13 protein-coding genes and 1 pseudogene are annotated in these 20595 nt (G+C 73.9%); 4 read left to right on the top strand and 10 right to left on the bottom strand.

All coding sequences use genetic code 11. The annotated features are described in order from the left end of the window. Window positions 1-68: 68 nt before the first annotated feature. From IEZ04_RS08370 to IEZ04_RS08345, 6 genes are all read right to left on the bottom strand, one after another. Complete coding sequence (locus IEZ04_RS08370; RefSeq protein ID WP_189216086.1) at window positions 69-698, bottom strand: DoxX family membrane protein; 630 nt, start codon at window positions 696-698, stop codon at window positions 69-71. A 657-nt stretch (window positions 699-1355) separates the two neighbouring features. Continuing rightward, entirely contained in the window at window positions 1356-2279 is a 924-nt protein-coding gene (locus tag IEZ04_RS08365; RefSeq protein WP_189216085.1) for a carbamate kinase, read from the bottom strand. Window positions 2280-2581: 302 nt separating this feature from the next. Further along, on the bottom strand, window positions 2582-3355 hold the full coding sequence (gene pflA, locus IEZ04_RS08360; RefSeq protein ID WP_229820902.1) for a pyruvate formate-lyase-activating protein: 774 nt from the start codon (window positions 3353-3355) through the stop codon (window positions 2582-2584). Continuing rightward, window positions 3352-5610 carry a formate C-acetyltransferase gene (gene pflB / locus IEZ04_RS08355; protein ID WP_189216084.1) on the bottom strand — a complete coding sequence of 753 codons (2259 nt, stop codon included), beginning with the start codon at window positions 5608-5610 and terminating at the stop codon, window positions 3352-3354. The genes pflA and pflB overlap by 4 nt, the downstream gene beginning before the upstream one ends. 117 nt (window positions 5611-5727) lie before the next feature. Then, on the bottom strand, window positions 5728-5871 hold the full coding sequence (locus IEZ04_RS08350; protein WP_189216083.1) for a hypothetical protein: 144 nt from the start codon (window positions 5869-5871) through the stop codon (window positions 5728-5730). A 49-nt stretch (window positions 5872-5920) separates the two neighbouring features. Next, window positions 5921-6868, bottom strand: coding sequence for a universal stress protein (locus IEZ04_RS08345; RefSeq protein WP_189216082.1), 948 nt, complete (start codon window positions 6866-6868; stop codon window positions 5921-5923). A gap of 233 nt (window positions 6869-7101) precedes the next feature. Between IEZ04_RS08345 and ppdK the strand changes: the two genes are divergently transcribed. The 4 genes and pseudogenes from ppdK to adhE all read left to right on the top strand — a co-directional run bounded on the left by ppdK (window position 7102) and on the right by adhE (window position 13822). Next, a complete protein-coding gene (gene ppdK, locus IEZ04_RS08340) occupies window positions 7102-9798 on the top strand; it encodes a pyruvate, phosphate dikinase (RefSeq protein WP_189216081.1) in 2697 nt (898 codons plus the stop codon). A 102-nt stretch (window positions 9799-9900) separates the two neighbouring features. Continuing rightward, window positions 9901-10284: a hypothetical protein gene (locus IEZ04_RS08335; RefSeq protein ID WP_189216080.1), complete on the top strand. Its 384-nt coding sequence runs from the start codon at window positions 9901-9903 to the stop codon at window positions 10282-10284. A gap of 112 nt (window positions 10285-10396) precedes the next feature. Then, window positions 10397-11002, top strand: a pseudogene (locus IEZ04_RS08330) (CBS domain-containing protein); the annotation flags it as partial. A gap of 165 nt (window positions 11003-11167) precedes the next feature. After that, window positions 11168-13822, top strand: coding sequence for a bifunctional acetaldehyde-CoA/alcohol dehydrogenase (gene adhE / locus IEZ04_RS08325; protein ID WP_189216079.1), 2655 nt, complete (start codon window positions 11168-11170; stop codon window positions 13820-13822). 477 nt (window positions 13823-14299) lie between these two features. Here the strand turns inward: adhE and IEZ04_RS08320 are convergent, their stop codons facing one another. From IEZ04_RS08320 to IEZ04_RS34650, 4 genes are all read right to left on the bottom strand, one after another. After that, a complete protein-coding gene (locus tag IEZ04_RS08320; protein WP_189216078.1) occupies window positions 14300-16684 on the bottom strand; it encodes a phosphoketolase family protein in 2385 nt (794 codons plus the stop codon). A 765-nt stretch (window positions 16685-17449) separates the two neighbouring features. Then, window positions 17450-17890: a pyridoxamine 5'-phosphate oxidase family protein gene (locus tag IEZ04_RS08315; RefSeq protein WP_189216077.1), complete on the bottom strand. Its 441-nt coding sequence runs from the start codon at window positions 17888-17890 to the stop codon at window positions 17450-17452. 455 nt (window positions 17891-18345) lie between these two features. Further along, window positions 18346-19599, bottom strand: coding sequence for a cation:proton antiporter (locus IEZ04_RS08310; protein ID WP_189216076.1), 1254 nt, complete (start codon window positions 19597-19599; stop codon window positions 18346-18348). Window positions 19600-19602: 3 nt separating this feature from the next. Beyond that, window positions 19603-20562, bottom strand: a complete 960-nt coding sequence (locus IEZ04_RS34650; protein WP_229820901.1) for a cation:proton antiporter regulatory subunit — start codon at window positions 20560-20562, stop codon at window positions 19603-19605. Window positions 20563-20595 lie beyond the last annotated feature (33 nt).

Genomic DNA, 20595 nt, shown 5'->3' with positions numbered 1-20595 from the left:
GGGCCGACCGGCTCCGTCGGCGGGCCGGTGCGGTGGGTCCGTCGGCGGGCCCACCGCACCGGTGCCGTTCAGCGGAGCCATCCGTTGCCGCGGACGAGCGGGAGCCGGGCCCACAGCCGTCCGAGGCCGAGGGTGTCGCCGGCGGAGGCGACGGCGAGCGCGACGAGCAGCAGGGCGTAGACGAGGTGGTAGTCGGCGAACGGGTTCGTCGACATGCTCGGGGAGCCGTCCGACAGGTGCCGCGCCGGTGGCCACTCGGCCACCCACATCAGCGCCATCATCACGGTGCCCGCGACGGCCGCGAGACGCAGGGCCACCCCGGCGGTCAGCGCCAGGCCGACGCCGAGCAGGCCCAGCATGAACAGCCAGTCCGCCCAGGCGGCGCCGGCCCACGCGTGGAAGGTGGACTCCATCGGTCCGACGGCGACGTGACCGAGGAAGCCCTCGGTGGGCGAGCCGCCGTCGATCCAGCCCTTGCCGGGCCGAGTGCTGTAGCCGAGGCCGAAGGTCTTGTCGAGGAAGGCCCACAGGAAGACGAAGCCCATCAGCAGGCGCGCCGAGGCGAAGACGTAGGCCCGTGCGGTGTGCGTGCCGGTGTGTGCCGACACGGCTGCGGACTCGGGTGCGGCGGTCCGGTTCCTGCGGAAGGACGGCAGGTGGAAGTCCGCGCTGCGGTGGGAGTGCTGGTGCACGGCCATGACGGTGATCCTTCGGAGTCGGTCCGGTCGGTCCGGTTGGTTTCTGACACCTTCACTGTGGCTGCCGGGGCCGGTCCGACGCCGGATGCCGATGGGCGCGGACGCGGAGCCGAACAGTCCCTTCGGCGCGGGACCTTCGGCCTCGGCCGGGGACCGGGGCCGTCCGGGGCCCCGCGGGGCCCCGGACGGCCCCCCTCCCGCTCGTCCGTCCCGGGGAGGCCGGGGAGGGCATCCACCCAGCCGCACCGGCCCGGCCCCGGGCACGGGCACGGGGCGGGAAGGCGGATTCCCCCGAGCAGTGCGACGCTCGCCGCCCCGGTACCGGAGCACCCGGTCGCCGCGGCGGTGACCGCGCCGGGTGCGGGGCGATGACGGCGTCCGGCAGTGCGCTCCACGCCGAACGCTGCGGGCAGGCGGGGGAGACGGTTCCGCACCGTCTCCCCGGCCGGGCGCGGCCATCGGCCGATCCGCCGGTCGGCCGCCCCCTTCCCGGCCGGCGGCGGGATCTCCCGTCGCCGCGCGGCCGGGCCGGGCGGGGCCTACCGGGTCCCTTCCGCGCTGCCGCGCCTTCTTCCGGGGATTCCGAGGGGGCGTCCTGCTTGCCGTCCGCCCTGGACCGCTCCTCGCGAAGCCTCCCGGCTCGTCACCCGTGGTGGTTCACACCACGGGCGTGCCGGGGCGGACCAGGGTGCCCGACCTGCCGTGGACGATCTCGTAGGCGGCGTCCAGAGCCCCGATCGCGGCGATCCCCCCGGTCCGTTCCACGAACCGGGCGGCGGCCTCGGCCTTGGGCCCCATCGAGTCCTCCGCGAAAGCGCCGCGGCGCAGCTCGGCGGGGGTGGCGTCGAGGACGGGCCGCTGCCGCGGGGTGCCGTAGTCGGTGTAGACGTTGGGGACGTCGGTGAGGATCAGCAGGAAGTCGGCCTTGAGGTCCTCGGCCAGGAGGGCGGCGGTCAGGTCCTTGTCGACCACGGCGTCCGCGCCGCTGAGCGCGCCGGTGAGCGGGTCGGCGGTGACCGGGACGCCGCCTCCGCCGGCGCATATCACGAGTGTGCCCGCGCCCAGCAGATCGTGGATGGTGCCGGCTTCGACGATCCGCTCCGGAGCGGGCGAGGCGACGATCCCGCGCCGGCCGGTGGTGTCCCGGATGATCCGCCGGCTCGGCCTGCGGGCCGGGGCCCGGGCCACGGTGTGCGGGGGGACCTGGCCGACGAACTTCGTGGGCCGCTCGAAAGCGGGATCGTCCGCGCGGACGACGGTGTGGGTGACGAGTGCGGCGATGCGACGTCCGGGCAGGACGTCGTGCAGCGTGCGGACCAGCAGCGAGCCGATCATGCCCTGGGTCTGCGCGCCGAGCAGGTCCAGCGGGTAGGGCGCGCTGAGGGCGGGATCGGCCGCGCTCTCCACGGCGAGCAGCCCGATCTGGGGGCCGTTGCCGTGGGTGATCACGATCTCGTGTTCCCGCGCGAGGGCGGCGATCGCGGTGGTGACGCGGTCGATGTTCGCCTTCTGCACATCGGCGTCGGGGCGTTCGCCCCGGTGCAGCAGGGCGTTGCCGCCGAGGGCGATGACTATGCGCATGATGCCGGTCCTCCAGGGTGGCGACGGGGCGGCCCTGACGGTGCACAGCCGGTTCTCCGCCTGGCCGCGGACGAGGGAGGCGGACGAGGAGACGACGTCGCCGGTGACGTCCGGCCCGGTCGGGTCGCTCAGGTCTCGTGCGGCTGCCCGCCGAGCCTGGTGCGGTCGTCGTACGAGGACGGCGGGCAGTGCCCCACTGTGTACGGCGCGGGCGACCGGGCTGGACAGCTGCTTTCTGGCCGGGACCGCCGAAGGCGGGGCGTACGGGACCGGGTCCGGAGGCGCCGCCCCGGGTCAGTAGGTCAGTGGGCCGCCAGACCATGGTCGCGGAACCGGCCGCGGACCCGGCCCACCAGGTCCGCGTCGGGAACCGGCGTCTCCCGCAGGGGAAAGGGAAGGCCCAAGGCGTCGTACTTGGCCGCGCCGAGCTTGTGGAACGGCAGGACGTCGACCCGGTCGACACTGCCGAGGCCCCCGAGGAAGCCGGCGAGCCCGTCGACCGCCTCCGGGTCGTCGGTCCAGCCGGGCACCAGGACGTACCGGATCCACATGCGCTTGCCCAGCCGGTCGAGACGGGTGGCGAGGTTCAGGGTCGGGGCGAGTTCGCCGCCGGTCAGTTTCCGGTAGGTGGTGACGTCGAAGGCCTTGATGTCCAGCAGCACCAGGTCGGTGTCGGCGAGGAGTCCGTCCGTGGCACGGGCGCCGAGGAAGCCCGAGGTGTCCAGCGCGGTGTGCAGTCCGGCCTCCTTGCAGCGGTGCAGGAGGGCGCCGGTGAAGGCCGGCTGGAGCAGGGGCTCGCCGCCGGTGACGGTGATCCCGCCCCCGGCCGTGGTGAGGAACGCACGGTACTTGTCGATCTCCGCCATCACCTCGTCGACGGTGACCGCCCGGCCGTCGCGCATGTGCCAGGTGTCGGGGTTGGCGCAGTACAGGCAGCGCAGCGGGCAGCCGCTGACGAAGAGCACGAACCGGGTCCCGGGACCGTCCACGCCGGTGGACAGGTCCCAGGAGTGGATCCGGCCGGTGACCGCGTCGCTCGCGGTGCCGTTCGCGGTACCGTCCGCGATGCCGTTCACAGCGATCCGTGGAAGGTGCGGCTGATCACGTCGAGCTGCTGCTCACGGGTCAGGCGGACGAAGTTGACCGCGTACCCGGACACCCGGATCGTCAGCTCGGGGTACTTCTCCGGGTGCTCCATGGCGTCCTCCAGCACGGCGCGGTCCAGCACGTTCACGTTCATGTGGAACCCGCCCGCGGACATGTAGGCGTCGAGGATGCCGACCAGGTGGCCCGCGCGCTCCCCGGGGACGTGGCCCAGCCCCTCCGGGGTGATCGTGGTGGTCAGTGAGATGCCGTCGCGGGCCTGCTCGTACGGCAGTTTCGCCACGGAGAGGGCGGAGGCGGCGACCCCGTGCCGGTCCCGGCCGTTCATCGGGTTGGCGCCGGGTGCGAAGGGCTGTCCGGCGCGGCGGCCGTCCGGGGTGTTGCCGGTGTGCCTGCCGTAGACGACGTTGGAGGTGATGGTCAGCACCGACTGGGTGTGCTCGGCGTCCCGGTAGGCGGGGTGCCGTCGGACCTTGGCCATGAACGACTCCACCAGGCCGGCGGCGAGGGCGTCGGCGCGGTCGTCGTTGTTGCCGTACGCCGGGAACTCGCCCTCGACCTCGTAGTCCACGGCCAGTCCGGTGTCGTCGCGCACCACCTTCACCCGCGCGTACTTCACGGCGGACAGGCTGTCGGCGGCGACGGACAGGCCGGCGATGCCGCAGGCCATGAAGCGGTGCACGGGATGGTCGTGCAGCGCCATCTCGATCCGCTCGTAGGCGTACTTGTCGTGCATGTAGTGGATCACGTTGAGCGCGTCGACGTACGTCTCCGCCAGCCAGTCCAGCATGCGGTCGTACGCCGCCGACAGCTCGTCGTAGGCCAGGTACTCCCCGGTCAGCGGCGGTGTCTCCGGGGCGACCTGGTCGCCGGTCATCTCGTCCCGGCCGCCGTTGACCGCGTACAGCAGCGCCTTGGCGAGGTTGACGCGCGCGCCGAAGAACTGCATCTGCTTCCCCACCGCCATCGCGGAGACACAGCAGGCGATCGCGGTGTCGTCGCCGGTGCGGGGGCGCATCAGCTCGTCGGACTCGTACTGGACGGCGCTGGTGTCGATCGAGACCTGCGCGCAGAACTCCTTGAAGCCGGCGGGCAGCCGGGGCGACCACAGCACGGTCAGGTTGGGCTCGGGGGCCGGGCCCAGGTTGTACAGGGTCTGCAGGAAGCGGAAGGAGGTGCGGGTGACCAGCGGGCGTCCGTCCGCGCCGATGCCGCCGATGGACTCCGTCACCCAGGTCGGGTCGCCGGAGAACAGCGCGTCGTACTCGGGCGTGCGCAGGAACCGCACGATCCGCAGCTTGATGACGAAGTCGTCGATCAGCTCCTGGGCGCGCGTCTCGTCGAGGAGCCCCTCGTCCAGGTCGCGCCGGAGGTAGACGTCCAGGAAGGTGGAGGTGCGGCCCAGCGACATCGCCGCGCCGTTCTGCTCCTTCACCGCGGCGAGGAAGCCAAGGTAGAGCCACTGCACCGCCTCGTGCGCGGTCACGGCGGGGCGGGAGACGTCGCAGCCGTAGGAGGCGGCCATCCGCGCCAGCTCGCCCAGCGCCCGGATCTGCTCGGCCAGCTCCTCGCGGTCGCGGATGACGTCGGGGCCGGAGGGGCGCGCGTCCAGCAGGGCCCGTTCGGCGCGCTTGGCCTCGATCAGCCGGTCCGTGCCGTACAGGGCGACGCGCCGGTAGTCGCCGATGATCCGGCCGCGGCCGTAGGCGTCCGGCAGCCCGGTGATGATCCCCGCCTTGCGGGCGGCCCGCATCTGCGGGGTGTAGGCGTCGAAGACGCCGTCGTTGTGGGTCTTGCGGTACGTGCCGAAGACCTTGCTCACGAACGGGTCGGGCCGGTATCCGTAGGCCGCGAGCCCGTTCTCGACCATCCTGAGGCCGCCGTTCGGCATGATCGCGCGCTTCAGCGGGGCGTCGGTCTGCAGGCCGACGACCAGCTCACGGTCCCGGTCGATGTAGCCGGGGGCGTGCGAGGTGATGGTGGAGGGGGTGGCGGCGTCGACGTCGAGGACGCCCCGGCGCCGCTCCTCCGGGAACAGCGCGCTGACCTTCTCCCAGACCACGCGCGTGCGGTCGGTGGGGCCGGCCAGAAAGGCCGCGTCGCCTTCGTACGGCGTGTAGTTGGCCTGGATGAAGTCGCGCACGTCGATGCGCTCACGCCACCCGTTCCCGGCGAACTGCCGCCAGGCGTCGGCGGTCCGGGGGCCGGCTGTCACCGTCGCGGTCATCACAGGTCCTCTCGTCGAGCGGTCTCCTCACCGTCGATGCTGGCCGTCCTGGCCGGTGGCGAGGAGTGCCGGACAGGACACGGCCGGGTTCCGTCCGGCCCCGGTCCGCCGGGACCTTCAGCCCCCGCCCGCGTACGGCGCACCGTGCCGGGAGCCGCGGCCGGAGGCGAGGCCGGACGGACGACGGTGCGCCCGCCGGCGGTGGAGGGCGGCGTAGGCCGTCGCGTCCTGGCCGGCGGCGAGGAGTGCCGGACAGGACACGGGCCGGGTTCCCGGCCGCCCGCAGGCACCCAGGTCCGGGCAGGCGGGCTCAGTCGTGCGGGACCACGGCGACGGGGCAGTCGGCGTGGTGCAGGACGGCGTGTGCGACCGGACCCGTGCGGGCACCGATCCGCTGGCCGTCCGTGCGGCGGCCCACCACGAGGAGCCCGGCGCCCCGCGCCGCGTGCACGAGTGCGACGGAGGCACGGCCCTCGGTGACCGTCCCGGTCACGGGCACGGTCGGGTACCTCTCCCGCCAGGGGCGCAGCACCGCGCCCACCATGTCCTCCGCGTGCGCCCGCGCCTGCGCCCGTGCCCGCGGGTACAGGGCCGGGCCCGCGGTGGGGACGACCGGTGGGACGGTCACCGACGGGTCGGGGGCGGACCCGGACGGCGCCCGGAAAGCATGGACCACCCGCAGGCCGGTGCCGCGCCACCGGGCGGCGTCGAAGGCGAACCCGATCAGTTCGTCGCAGGGGTGGCCGGTGTGCAGCCCCAGAACCACCTCGCGGCAGGGCGTCCCGGGGATCTCCTCCGGGGCGATGCCGGCCGCGGACGGCGTGTGCTCGTCGGCGGCGCGCCGCCCCGCCCGCGCCAGCACCACGGGGCGGACCGACCGGGCGACGACGCGCTGGGACACGGATCCCGTGACGAAGCCGCCCACGAACCCCAGGCCCGGGGCTCCGAGGACCAGCATGCCGGCGTCGGCGGCGGTGGCGACCAGGGCGTCGACCGTCGCGTCGCACACGAGGCGCTCGGTGATCCGCAGACCGGGACGGGCCGTGCGGACGCCGCGTACGGCCTCCTGGAGGATCTGCGCGGCCCAGTCGTGCTCGGCGCGGCCGAAGGGAACGGACGACGCGGGATGGGCGTGAGGGTGCCAGGCGTGCACCACGGTCAGTCCGGTTCCCCGCCGCCGGGCCTCCTGGGCCGCCCAGTGCGCGGCGGCGAGGCTCGCGGGTGAGCCGTCGACCCCCACGGCGATGTCATGAAGCATGAGTCGTCCCTCCGGGTCCGTGTTTCCTCGCGATGTCCCCGAGCCTCTTCCCGGCGGAGACGGGGGCCCAGGGGCCGTACAGCCCGGCTGCGGGTCCCCTTCGGCCCTGCGGCGGCCCGGCGGCGGGCACCCAGGCCGACCGGCCCCCCGAGCGGGACTGCCGGCACCTCGCGGGCAGCGGCTCCAGCGTCCGACGCTGGTACCACCACCCCACGGCTGAGGAGCGCGGTGTCATGGTCCGTTACGTGTACGACTTCACACAGGGCGGCCGTGACATGGCCGGTCTGCTCGGTGGCAAGGGAGCGAACCTGGCCGAGATGACCCGGCTGGGGCTGCCGGTCCCGCCGGGATTCGTCCTCACCACCGAGGCCTGCCGGGCCTTCCTCACCACCGGTGGCGAGCCCGCGGGCCTGGCGCGGGAGGTCTCCGACCACCTGGCGGCCCTGGAGACCACCGCCGGCCGGCGGCTGGGGCAGCCCGACGACCCGCTGCTGGTGTCCGTGCGCTCCGGCGCCCGGTTCTCCATGCCCGGCATGATGGAGACGATCCTCGACATCGGCCTGAACGACGACTCCGTCCTGGGCCTGGCCAAGGTGTCCGGCAGCGAGCGCTTCGCCTGGGACTCCTACCGGCGTCTGCTCCAGATGTTCGGCAGCACGGTCATGGGCGTCGATCGCGCCCTGTTCGAGGAGGAGTCCGCGCGGCTGAAGGACGTGCGCGGCGTCCCGGACGACGTGCACCTGGGCGCCGGTGACCTCGCCCGGCTGGTGGAGATCTACAAGGATCTGATCCACGACGAGACCGGCGACTGGTTCCCGCAGTGCCCCGCCGAGCAGCTGCGCCGGGCGGTCCTGGCCGTCTTCACGTCCTGGAACGGGGACCGGGCGCGCCTGTACCGACGGCGCGAGCACATCCCCGACGGCCTGGGCACCGCCGTCACCGTGCAGCGCATGGTCTTCGGCAACCTCGGCCCCGACTCCGGCAGCGGCGTCGCCTTCACCCGCGACCCGGCCACCGGACGCCCCGGCCCGTACGGCGACTACCTGCCCGAGGCGCAGGGCGAGGACGTCGTCGCCGGCGTCCGCAACACCGTGCCCCTGACCGAGCTGGAACGCCTGGACCCCGGCTCCTGCGCCCGGCTGCGGGAGCACCTGAGGACCCTGGAGCGGCACTTCCGGGACCTGTGCGACATCGAGTTCACCATCGAACGCGGCACGCTGTGGATCCTGCAGACCCGGATCGGCAAGCGCACCGCCGAGGCCGCCTTCGCCATCGCCGCGCAACTGGCCGACGAGGGGCTCATCACCCCGGAGGAGAGCCTGGCCCGGGTGAGCGGCGAGGAGCTGGCCCGGCTGATGTTCCCGCGCTTCGACGCCTCGATGACCGGCGCCGCGCTCGCGCACGGCGTCGCGGCCTCCCCCGGTGCCGCGGCCGGCGCGGCGGTGTTCGACTCCGCCGAGGCCGTACGGCGCGCCGCGGCCGGCGAGCGGGTCGTCCTCGTCCGCCAGGAGACCACTCCCGACGACCTGCCCGGCATGATCGCCGCCCAGGCGGTGGTCACCAGCCGCGGCGGCAAGACCAGCCACGCCGCCGTGGTCGCCCGCGGCATGGGAAAGGTGTGCGTGTGCGGCGCCGAGGAGCTCTCCGTGGACGTCCGGGCGCGGCGCTTCACCGCTCCGGACGGCACCGTCGTCGGGGAAGGCACGGCCCTGTCCGTGGACGGCAGCGCGGGAGCCGTGTATCCGGGCTCCGTGCCGCTGGTGGACTCGGCGGTGATGCGCTTCCTGGAGACCGGTGACACCGATGGGGAAGCGGCCGGCGTGGTCGAGGCGGTGGCCGGTGCGCTGGCCCGGGCCGACACCGTGCGGCGGCTTCAGGTGCGGGCCAACGCCGACACGCCCCAGGACGCCGCCCGCGCCCGCCGGTTCGGCGCGCAGGGCATCGGCCTGTGCCGCACCGAGCACATGTTCCTCGGCGAGCGCCGCAAGCTGGTCGAGGACATGATCCTGGCCCGCTCGGACACCGAGCGCGACCGGGCCCTGGCAGCCCTGCTGCCGCTCCAGCGGCGGGACTTCACGGGCATCCTGGAGGCGATGGACGGCCTGCCCGTCACCATCCGGCTCCTCGACCCGCCGCTGCACGAGTTCCTGCCCGACCGCACCGACCTCGCGGTGCGCATCGCCGCCGCCGAGGCCCACGGCGACCTGCCGGACCCGCACGACGCCGAACTGCTGGCCGCGGTGGACCGGATGCACGAGGAGAACCCGATGCTCGGGCTGCGGGGCGTGCGCCTCGGCCTGCTGGTGCCCGGTCTGGTCGCCATGCAGGTCCGGGCGATCGGCGAGGCCGTCGTGGAGCGGACGCGGGCCGGCGGCACGCCCCGGGCGGAGATCATGGTGCCGCTCGTCGGGGACGTCCGCGAACTGCGCATCGTGCGCGAGGAGGCGGAACGGGTGCTGGCCGAGGTCTCCGCGGCGGCCGGCGTCCCCGTCACCTGCCCCGTGGGCACCATGATCGAGCTGCCGCGGGCGGCGCTGACGGCGGGCCGGATCGCCGAGGAGGCGGAGTTCTTCTCCTTCGGCACCAACGACCTCACCCAGACCACGTGGGGCTTCTCCCGCGACGACGTGGAGGCGGAGTTCTTCTCCGCCTACCTCGACCGGGGCGTCTTCCCCGTCTCCCCGTTCGAGACGCTCGACCTGGACGGCGTGGGCCGCCTGGTCCGGATCGCCGTCGCCGAGGGCCGCGCCACCCGGCCGGACCTGACGATCGGCGTGTGCGGCGAACACGGCGGCGACCCCGCCTCGGTGCGCTTCTTCCACACCGCCGGCCTGGACTACGTCTCCTGCTCGCCGTTCCGGGTCCCGGTGGCGCGGCTGGAGGCCGGGCGGGCCGCCCTGGAGGGGACCGAGGTGAGCGACACCAGGTGAACGGGGACCCCCATCCTCCCGTCCGGGGCGGGCCGGCCCGGAAGCGGGACGCGGTGCGCGGCGTTCCCGGGGCTGCCGGAACGACCACAAGGAGCGGACCACATGACTGCCGGGGACATCGCCACCCATGACCTCACCACCGCCGTGCGCGTGCGGGCCGAGGGCGACGTGGACGAGGAATCGCTCGCGTACCTGCGGACGAAGCCGGGCGCCGCGCTCGGCCGTCCCGGACTCCCGCCCGTCAGTGGCGAGGTGCGCGTCACCAGGACGTCGGCCCACCACGTCGAGCCGCCCTGGTCGGCCACCGCCGGGATCCGGGTGGGCGGCGACCACGTCGCCGCGCACGCCCGCGAGGCGAGCGCCCGGGAGCTCGCCGGCCGGCTGCAGGACCGGCTGCGCAGCCGCACGGAACGCGCCGCGCACCGCCGGGACACGGCCCGCAGGACGGCCGCGCCACCCCCGTGGCGCGGCGGCCCGCGGCAGTAGGGGCGCCCAGCGCCCGACTCGGCCCGGTGGGGAGCGGGCCGGTCCGATGCCCGCTCCCCGCCGTGCTCGCGAAGGAGGGACCGCCGTGACGTCGTACACCGTGGGTGAAGTGATGACCAGGGAGGTCGTCCAGGCCCGCCGGACGACGCCGTTCAAGGAGGTCGTCCGGCTGCTCGACCACCACCGGATCAGCGGGCTGCCGGTGGTGGACGACGACGACAAGGTGCTCGGTGTGGTCTCCGGGACCGACCTGGTGCGCGCCCAGGCGGACCGGGCGGGCCGGAGCCCGGCCGGCACCGTCACCGCACAGGACCTGATGTCGGCACCGGCGATCACCGTGCACCCGGAGCAGAGCGTCCCGGACGCCGCCCGGCTGATGGAACGCCGCGGCGTGGAACGGCTGCCCGTGGTCGACGAGGAGGACCGCCTCATCGGCATCGCCACCCGCCGCGACCTGCTCCGGGTCTTCCTCCGCACGGACGACGACATCCGCCGCCAGGTGACCGCGGAGGTTGTCGTCGGCGGCCTGGCACTGCCGCCCGACTCCGTCCGCGTCTCCGTCCGCGACGGGGTGGTGACCCTCGACGGCCGCGTGGAGCTGCGCAGTCAGGTTCCGGAGGCCGTGCACGCGGTGTGGCGGCTGGAGGGCGTCGTCGGCGTGGTGAACGGTCTGACGTTCCGCATCGACGACTGCGCACCGGCCGGGGCCGACCGTCCCTGCCGGTCCGGGCCGGACGGACGTGGAAGGGGACCTACGGCGCCCGCGGCGGCACCGGGTTCCCCGGGACAGTGGAGCCGGGGAGCGGCGCACCACCGCGGTGCGGCTCCCGTCCCGGCACCGCCGTACGTCCACGGCGGCCCCTGACAACGGAGGCACACCACCATGACCCGACAGGACGCGCGGACCGGGGCCACGGTCGAGACCGAGGCCCCCTCCGACACCGCAGTGGCCGTGGACCGGCTGGTGACGGCCGCCCTGAAGGCGCTCGCCGACTACGAGACGCTCACCCAGCAACAGGTCGACCACATCGTCAAGAAGGCCTCGGTCGCCGCCCTCGACCAGCACACCGCGCTGGCCCGGCTGGCGGTGGAGGAGACCGGGCGCGGCCTGTTCGAGGACAAGGCGGCCAAGAACATGTTCGCCTGCGAGCACGTCACGCACAGCATGGGTCCCATGAAGACCGTCGGGGTCATCGCCCGGGACGACATCGAGGACATGATCGAGATCGCGGAGCCGGTCGGCGTGGTGTGCGCGATCACCCCCGTCACCAACCCGACCTCGACCACGGTCTTCAAGGCGCTGATGGCGCTGAAGACCCGCAACCCGGTCGTGTTCGCCTTCCATCCCTCCGCCCAGCGGTGCAGCGCCGAGGCGGCCCGCATCGTGCGCGACGCCGCCGTCGCCGCCGGCGCGCCCGAGCACTGCGTCCAGTGGATCGAGACCCCCTCGGTGGAGGCGACCGGCACCCTCATGCGGCACCCGGGCGTCTCGCTCATCCTCGCCACCGGCGGCAACGCCATGGTCAAGGCCGCCTACTCGGCCGGCAAGCCCGCCCTGGGCGTCGGCGCCGGCAACGTCCCCGCCTACGTGCACCGCACCGCCAAGCTGCGCCGGGCCGTCAACGACCTGGTGCTGTCGAAGTCCTTCGACCACGGCATGATCTGCGCCTCCGAGCAGGCCGTCATCCTGGACGACGCGATCTACGACGCGGCCCTGGCCGAGTTCCGCACCCTCCACGCCCACCTGGCCACCCCCGAGGAGAAGGCGAAGCTGGAGGCGTTCCTCTTCCCCGCCACCGGCGGGGCGCACGGCGGCTGCGAGCCCAAGGTCAACGCGGCGGCCGTCGGGCGGAGTCCGGCGTGGATCGCCGAGCAGGCCGGGTTCTCCGTACCGGAGGGCACCTCGTTGATCCTGGTCGAGGCCGAACGGGTCGGCCCGGACGAGCCGCTCACCCGCGAGAAGCTCTGCCCGGTCCTGGCCGTCCTGCGCGCCGGGGACGAGCAGCAGGGCTTCGGCCTGGCCGCCGACATGGTCGCCTTCCACGGCCAGGGCCACAGCGCCGTCGTCCACACCGAGGACCCGGAGCTCGCGGAAGCCTACGGCAGGCACATGAAGACCGTACGGGTCATCGTCAACGCCCCCTCCTCGCAGGGCGCCATCGGCGGCATCTACAACAGCCTGCTGCCCTCGCTGACGCTCGGCTGCGGCTCCTGGGGCAGCACGTCGGTGTCGAACAACGTCTCCGCCGCCCAGCTGCTGAACGTCAAGCGGGTCTCCACCCGCCACAACAACCTGCAGTGGTTCAAGGTCCCGCCGAAGATCTACTTCGAGCCGCAGGCCATCCGCTACCTGACCTCCATGCCCGACGTCCATCGCGTCACCGTCGTCACCGACGCCACCATGACCCGCCTGGGCTACGTCGACCGCGTCACCCGGGTCCTGCAGCGCCGGCCGGAACCGGTCACCGTCCAGATCATCGACGACGTCGAACCCGAACCGAGCATCGACTCCGTGCGGCACGGCGCCCGCCTCATGGGCGACTTCCGCCCGGACACGATCATCGCGCTCGGCGGCGGCTCCCCGATGGACGCGGCCAAGGTGATGTGGCTGCTGTACGAGCAGCAGGCCGCCGGACACGACATCGACTTCGCGGACATGCGGCAGAAGTTCTCCGACATCCGCAAGCGCGCCTTCCGCTTCCCGACGCTGGGCAGGCTGGCCCGCCTGGTCTGCATCCCCACCACGTCCGGCACCGGCGCCGAGGTCACCCCGTTCGCGGTCATCTCCGACCCCGCCACCGGCAAGAAGTACCCGCTGGCCGACTACGCGCTCACCCCCAGCGTGGCCATCGTCGACCCGCTGCTGACCACCGCGCTGCCCCCGGCGCTGGCCGCCGACAGCGGCTTCGACGCCCTCACCCACGCCATCGAGGCGTACGTCTCCGTCTACGCCAACGACTTCACCGACGGCCTCGCGCTGCACGCGATCCGCCTGGTCTTCGACCACCTGGAGGCGGCCGTGAACGACCGCGACGGCTCGCCCGAGGCACGGGAGAAGATGCACAACGCCGGCACCATCGCGGGCATGGCCTTCGGCAACGCCTTCCTCGGCATCGTCCACGCCATGTCCCACACCCTCGGCGCCACCTTCCACATCGCCCACGGCCGCACCAACGCCGTCCTGCTCCCCCACGTCATCCGCTACAACGGCACCGTCCCCGGCAAGCTCACCGGCTGGCCCAAGTACGAGAACTACCGCGCCCCCGAACGCTTCCAGGACATCGCCCGCACCCTGGGCCTGCCCGCCGCCACCCCGGCCGAGGGCGTGGATTCCCTCGCCTGGGCCGTCGAGCAGCTGCGCGACGCCGTGGGCATCGAGCCGGCGTTCGGCGCGCTCGGGATCGACGAGCGGACCTTCCTGGACGCCCTGCCCCAGCAGGCCCTCAACGCCTACGAGGACCAGTGCGCGCCCGCCAACCCCCGTATGCCGATGCTGGACGACATGCAGGGAATCATGCGCGCGGCCTACTACGGCTGAGCACAGCCGGCCGACGGACACCGAAGCCGGCCGGGCAGGGGCTCCGTAGCCCCTGCCCGGCCGGCTGTGCAGGCACCACGGCCCGCCCACGGGCGACACAAGAGCCGGCCGCGCGGGGCGCCGGATCTCCTGCGCCCGCCCGTACCGGAGGACTCGCGGCTCCGGCCCCACCAGAGGTGCACCACGTGCCGAGGCTTCGGCGACGGGCATCGACGAGCTGCTCCCCCGACGGTACGGCGGCGTGTTCTCAGCGTCCGGTGTGTCTGCCCGGCGTTCGGCGGCCCGTCCTTCCATGTCGCCCGGCGGGCGCACGCCCGGCGGACGACGGCCCGGCTTCCCATGCGGGCGACACGGCCGGCCCGTACGGCCTTCGTCCGTCCGGCAGACCGATGCACGTCCCGCGTCGTCGACGCCCGTCGGAGGGCACAGGGTCCGGACAGCAGGTCGACGCCCCTGTCCGGACCCTGTCGGGCTCGGTCAGCCGTCCCAGGACCAGTCGGCGACCTCCGGGAGGTCGGTGCCGTGGACGCGGATCCACTCGTGGTGGCGCAGCCGGGCGTCCTCCATCCGCTGGCGTACGGCCGCGGCGCGCACCGCCAGGCCCGGCACGCGGTCGATGACGTCCATCACCAGGCGGTAGCGGTCCATGTCGTTGCGGACGACCATGTCGAACGGGGTGGTCGTGGTGCCGATCTCCTTGTAGCCGCGCACGTGCAGGTGCGGGTGGCCGGTGCGGCGGTAGGCGAGGCGGTGGATCAGCCACGGGTAGCCGTGGTACGCGAAGATCACCGGCTTGTCGGTGGTGAACAGGCCGTCGTACTCGAAGTCGCTCATGCCGTGCGGATGTTCCTCCCCGGGCAGCAGCCGGGCGATGTCGACGACGTTCACCACCCGCACGGACAGCTCCGGCAGCTGCCCGCGCAGCAACTGGGCGGCGGCCAGCACCTCCTGGGTGGGCACGTCCCCGGCGCAGGCCAGGACCGCGTCCGGTGCGCCACCGTTCTCGGTGCCGGCCCACTCCCAGATGCCGGCGCCGCGCGCACAGTGGACCTTCGCCTGTTCCATCGTCAGCCAGTCGAAGCAGGGCTGCTTGCCGGCGACGATCACGTTGACGTAGTCGCGGCTGCGCAGCGCGTGGTCGGCGACCGACAGCAAGGTGTTGGCGTCGGGCGGCAGGTAGACGCGCACCGCTTCCGGGCTCTTGTTGAGGATGTGGTCGACGAAGCCGGGATCCTGGTGGGAGAAGCCGTTGTGGTCCTGCCGCCACACGTGCGAGGTCAGCAGGTAGTTGAGGGAGGCGATGGGCGCGCGCCAGGGCAGGCGGCGGGTCGTGCGCAGCCACTTGATGTGCTGGTTGACCATCGAGTCGACGATGTGCACGAACGCCTCGTAGCAGGAGAACAGCCCGTGCCGGCCGGTCAGCAGGTACCCCTCCAGCCAGCCCTGGCAGGTGTGCTCGGACAGGATCTCCATCACCCGGCCGTGCCGGTCGAGGTGCTCGTCCACGTCGAGCGTGCCGGCCTGCCACGCCTTGCCGCTGGCCGCGTAGACGGCCTGCAGCCGGTTGGAGGCGGTCTCGTCGGGACCCACCAGGCGGAAGTCGCGCCGGCCGGCGGTGGCCCGCATGACGTCCTGAAGCATGTCGCCCAGTACGCGGGTCGGTTCGTGCAGGGTCGCCCCCGGCTTGTCGACGGGGACGGCGTACCGTTCCAGCGAGGGCAGGGGCAGCTCCCGGAGCAGCAGGCCTCCGTTGGCGTGCGGGGTGGCGCCCAGCCTGCGGGGGCCGTCCGGCACGCATGCCAGGACGTCGGGGCGGGGGCGGCCGTGCTCGTCGAACAGCTCCTCGGGCCGGTAGGAGCGCAGCCATGCCTCCAACTGCCGCAGATGCTCCGGGGTGTCGCGCACGGCGGACAGCGGCACCTGGTGGGAGCGCCAGGTGCCCTCCACGGGCAGGCCGTCGACGTGTCCGGGGCCGGTCCAGCCCTTCGGGGTGCGCAGCACGATCACCGGCCAGCGGGGGCGCTCGGTCGCGCCGTCCTCGCGGGCGGCGCGCTGGAGGGCGGTGATACGGTCCACCGCCGTGTCCATGGCCTGCGCCATCGCCCGGTGGACGGCCGCCGGGTCGTCGCCGGTGACGTGGATCGGGTCGTGGCCGTAGCCCTTGAGGAGCTCGTCGAGTTCGGGCTCCGGCAGCCGGGCGAGCACGGCCGGATTGGCGATCTTGTAGCCGTTGAGGTGGAGGATCGGCAGCACGGCGCCGTCGTGGACGGGGTCGAGGAACTTGTCGGAGTGCCAGGAGGCGGCCAGCGGCCCGGTCTCCGCCTCGCCGTCGCCGATCACACAGGCGACCAGCAGGCCGGGGTTGTCGAAGGCGGCGCCGTAGGCGTGGGAGAGCGCGTACCCCAGCTCGCCGCCCTCGTGGATCGAGCCCGGCGTCTCGGGTGCCACGTGACTCGGCACCCCGCCGGGGAAGGAGAACTGCTTGAACAGCCGCGCCATGCCGGCCGCGTCCCGGGTGATGTCGGGGTAGGTCTGCGTGTAGGAGCCCTCCAGCCAGGAGCCCGCGACCACCGCGGGACCGCCGTGCCCGGGGCCCCAGATGCACAGGGCGTCCAGGTCACGGGTCCTGATGACCCGGTTGAGGTGGGTGTACACGAGGTTCAGCCCGGGTGAGGTGCCCCAGTGGCCGAGCAGCCGCGGTTTCACGTGCTCCGGTCGCAGCGGCTCGGTCAGCAGCGGGTTGGCCATGAGGTAGATCTGGCCGACGGACAGGTAGTTGGCCGCGCGCCAGTGGGCGTCCAGCGTCCTCAGCTCGTCCTCGGTGAGCGAGGCGGGCGCCTGCTGCGTGTCGACGGACGTCATGGGATCCCTTCCGGATCGGGATGCGGTCGGAGGTGCATGCGGATCCGTACGTCCTCACCCTCTCCTGTCCGCCGGGCAAGCGACAGGGCGCGACGTGAACCGGTCCGCTGTGGACCGTGCGGCTGCCGGTCTCGAACCCGGGGTGCTCCGTCCGCGCGCGGGCGGGCCGACACCGCACCGCGGTACGGCTTCCTCCGCCCGGTCTGTTGCGGGCCCGACGCTCCTGGCCGGGCTCGCGGCGGCCACCGGCGAGGGGGGCCTGGGCGAGGCGTGCCGTCGCGTCGAGCGGTGCCGGACACGCAGCCGACCCGCATGCCGCACCGCCTGCCGGAGGCACGGGCGGCCGCGGTCTCGTCGGTGTCGCTTCCCGCCCGGGCCGGGCAGCGGGCCGGTGGCACCGCCGAGCGCCGGGTGCCCACGCCAGCGGGGCGCCCCCGCTCCGCTCGGCCGACGCCCGTAGGGCACGCCCCCCGACCGCCCCGGTCTGCGCCGTCCGACCGGGAGGGCGCGCACGTGGACCCGTACGGCGGCCGACTCCGGAAACGGCTCCGCGCCGTCCCGGTCGGTCACGGCGCGGACGGCGCACGGAACGCGGCCGCGGGGCGGCCGGACATCGTCCCTCGGCGGCCCCGCGGCTGTTCATCGCCGGCGGACGCCGCAGGGCAGTGGCCGACCGGACCCGTCCGTACGCCGTACGCCCGTCGGCCCGTACGCTTCCCGGCCCGGCCGCACGACGAACAGGGCGGGGGGCACGGTCGGAGACGTTCAGGTGGTGAGGTCCACCCCGTACAGGGTGCGTCCGCCGATCAGCTCACGTCCGGTGACCAGTTCGGGTCGGATGCGGACGAGGACCTCCTGGGGCGTCGGCGCCCAGGAGAGGGGGCAGCTGCGGGTCAGGCGTCGGTGCTCGGCGGGGTCGGTCACCACCGAGGCCGGGCCCGTGACGACGACGCTCCAGCCGGAGTGCCGGGCCGCGTCGATCTCGTCGGCCTCGAAGGCGACCACCGCACCGTCGACCGCGCGGACCAGGTCCGACACCGCGGAGGTCCGCAGCAGGACCGCACCGTCGCCGTCGAGACCGAAGTTGACCGGCAGCACGGCAGGCAGGGCCCGGCGTGTGTAGACGATGCGGCCGACGGGCACCCCGGCCAGCAGCCGCAGGCATTCGTGCCGCTTCAGTTCGCGGAAACCGTCATTGGCGTACATTGGGCCGACCCGTCCTTCTTCTGATACCGCCGTACTGCGTTCTTCCACCCTGGACCGGACGGGACCCACGGACGAGGGGCCAGGGGTCCCGGCGGCGCCGGAGAGGGACCGCCACGGCCGGAGCCGATGGTCCCGCCACCGCGCTCCGTGCTAGGCGCCCGCACCGTCCGTCGCGGACCTGTACGTACCGCGTGGCGCCCGTCGCTGCCCGCGTACGCCGCAGGAACGCGTCGGCGGCCGGCGCGGAGCCGCCGGGCGCCACGGCCGGGAAACGGAGCGCCCGCCGGCCGAGGTGCTCGCCGGCCGTCCGGGGAGAGACCCGGCGGCAGCCGTGGAACCGGAGACCGTCCACGACCGGATGCGGGAGGCACTGGTCGCGGCCGGCCGCTCCGCACCACTGACGGCGGCCGACGCCCGGGCGGCGGAACGCTTCCCGGGGCGGCTGCCCGGGTCGGTCAGCCAGGCCGGTCGGCCAGGCCCGGCACGCCGTGCGCACTGCCCGGTGGCGGTGCCGGGAACGGACGGGTCCCGCTGAGCGCACCTGACCCGCCGTCCGGTTCCGCCTTCGGCGGCGGTGCCGCGCGCGTGGGCGCGAAACGGGTGGCCAGGGGCCCGCACACAGCGAGGATCATGACGTAGGCGGTGACCAGGGCCCCGAGGCTGCCCTGTGCGGGAGCGGCGAGGCCGATGATGACGACCGAGAACTCGCCGCGGGCGATGAGCGCGGTCCCGGCGCGCAGTCGCCCTCGGCGGCCCGTCCCGTCAAGGCCGGCGGCGTACCATCCCGCGGCCACTTTGGTGACGGCGGTGACCAGGGCGAGGGCCGTCGCGGCGGGCAGTGCCGGCAGCAGGTCACCGACGTCGACGGAGAGGCCGAGGGCCAGGAAGAACACCGCGGCGAAGAGGTCGCGCAGCGGGCCGAGCACGGTGCGGGCCCGGTCCGCGGCGGCGCCGGTCAGCGAGAGCCCGACGAGGAAGGCTCCGACGGCGGCGGAGATGTGGACGAGCTCGGCCAGCGCCGCGACGACCAGAGTGGCGCCGAGGACCCTGAGCAGCGCCTGTTCGGCATCGGCGTGGAACAGCACCCGCCCGACGTGATGGCCCCAGCGGCCGGAGGCGGCGATCACCACCGTCACGACCGCCGTGGCCGCCAGGACGGCGAACAGTGCCTGCACCCATGTGCCGCCGGCGGTGACGACGGCGAGCAGAGGCAGGTAGGCGGCCATGGCGAAGTCCTCCAGCACCAGCACCGACAGCACCGCCGGGGTCTCCCGGTTGCCGAGCCGGCGCAGGTCGCCGAGCAGACGGGCGACGATGCCGGAGGAGGAGACGTAGGTGGCGCCGGCCAGCGCCAGGACTCCCGGCGCGTCCAGACCGAGCAGCCATCCCGCCACGGCGCCGGGTACGGCGTTGAGGACCAGGTCGACGACGGCGGAGGACCGATGGCGGTGGAGACTGGTGGTGAACTCCCGGACCGTGAAGTCCAGGCCGAGGGTGAGCAGCAGGAGGATCACACCGATGGCGGCACCCGTGTCGACGAACTCGCGTGCAGCCGGCACCGGGGCGAGTCCCCCGTCGCCCAGGGCCAGCCCCGCCAACAGGTACAACGGCACGGGTGACAGGGCGAAGCGCCGGGCGACGGCGCCGAGCACGCTCAACGCGGTCAGGATGATCCCCAGCTCCAGCAGCAGGGCGACGGGTGTGTGCACCGGTCAGCCCTGCACGATGTGCTGGACTCCGGTGATGCCCTCGCGGGTGCCGATGACGACCAGGACGTCACCGGCCCGCAGGCGCTGGGCCGGTCCTGGCGAGGCGATGACGTCCTCCCCGCGGACGACGGCCACGATCGAGGCGCCGGTACGGGTCCGGGCCCGGGTCTCCCCCAGCGGACGGCCGGCGAACGGGCTGCCGGGCCGGACCTCCACCTGTCCCGCGCCGAGTCCGGGCACCTCGCGCGTCAGATCGGCGAACCGCTCCGCTATGCGCGGGGCGCCGAGGATCTCGGCCAGGGTGTCGGCCTCCTCGCCGGTGAGCCGGAGCACCGGCCTGGCCTCGTCGGGATCCTCTCCCGGGTAGACCACCAACTCGAACTCCCCGGAGCGCTGGGCGACGACACCGACCCGCTCGCCCTCGTGGTTGGTGAACTCGTAGCGCAGTCCCACGCCGGGCAGCAGCACCTCGTTGACGTCCACATGCATCACTCCGTCGGCCGTTGCGGTATCTGTGCGGACCTGCGGGCCCGGCCTGCCGTACCCGGGGCTTGCGGCACGTACCGCAGGGCACCCGGGCACCGGCCCCGGCCGCAGGAGGGATGCGGAACCCACGAGGGATCCGGTGGTCCCGCTCGGTCCGCGGGAGCCGAGCAGCAGCGGCTCGGCGTCCTCGGCGGCCTTCAGCAGGGCCCCGGTCACCGGCCCCTCGGTCTGCTCGTCGTCCACGCGCAGGCCGGGGCAGGCCGTACGGATACGCCCGTGCGCCTGTCGCGGGACGCGCCGGGCCGGATGCCGCCGGGCCGCGTCCGTGGCCTCGCCGCCGCCCTGGCGTGGGTGCCGGTTGCGGGCGTGCGGCAGTCGCAGCGGGCGTTCGCGGCATGCGGTCCCGCCGGCCGCGCACTCGGCGGCAGCGAGGCTCCCGGCGGAGCCGCCGACACCGGCGGCAACAGGCGGAACCATGACGCACACCTCCATGACCAGGTCTTTCTCCCG

This window comes from Streptomyces ruber, from assembly GCF_014648075.1.
GTDB classification, from domain to species: domain Bacteria; phylum Actinomycetota; class Actinomycetes; order Streptomycetales; family Streptomycetaceae; genus Streptomyces; species Streptomyces ruber.
This window is presented reverse-complemented; position numbering and strand designations above follow the sequence as displayed.

Bases quoted from the DNA above. Each gene is read 5' to 3' on its own strand.
- IEZ04_RS08370 (WP_189216086.1), bottom strand. From the start codon at position 698: ATGGCCGTGCACCAGCACTCCCACCGCAGCGCGGACTTCCACCTGCCG.
- IEZ04_RS08365 (WP_189216085.1), bottom strand. From the start codon at position 2,279: ATGCGCATAGTCATCGCCCTCGGCGGCAACGCCCTGCTGCACCGGGGC.
- pflB (WP_189216084.1), bottom strand. From the start codon at position 5,610: ATGACCGCGACGGTGACAGCCGGCCCCCGGACCGCCGACGCCTGGCGG.
- IEZ04_RS08345 (WP_189216082.1), bottom strand. From the start codon at position 6,868: ATGCTTCATGACATCGCCGTGGGGGTCGACGGCTCACCCGCGAGCCTC.
- ppdK (WP_189216081.1), top strand. From the start codon at position 7,102: ATGGTCCGTTACGTGTACGACTTCACACAGGGCGGCCGTGACATGGCC.
- IEZ04_RS08335 (WP_189216080.1), top strand. From the start codon at position 9,901: ATGACTGCCGGGGACATCGCCACCCATGACCTCACCACCGCCGTGCGC.
- adhE (WP_189216079.1), top strand. From the start codon at position 11,168: ATGACCCGACAGGACGCGCGGACCGGGGCCACGGTCGAGACCGAGGCC.
- IEZ04_RS08320 (WP_189216078.1), bottom strand. From the start codon at position 16,684: ATGACGTCCGTCGACACGCAGCAGGCGCCCGCCTCGCTCACCGAGGAC.
- IEZ04_RS08315 (WP_189216077.1), bottom strand. From the start codon at position 17,890: ATGTACGCCAATGACGGTTTCCGCGAACTGAAGCGGCACGAATGCCTG.
- IEZ04_RS34650 (WP_229820901.1), bottom strand. From the start codon at position 20,562: ATGGTTCCGCCTGTTGCCGCCGGTGTCGGCGGCTCCGCCGGGAGCCTC.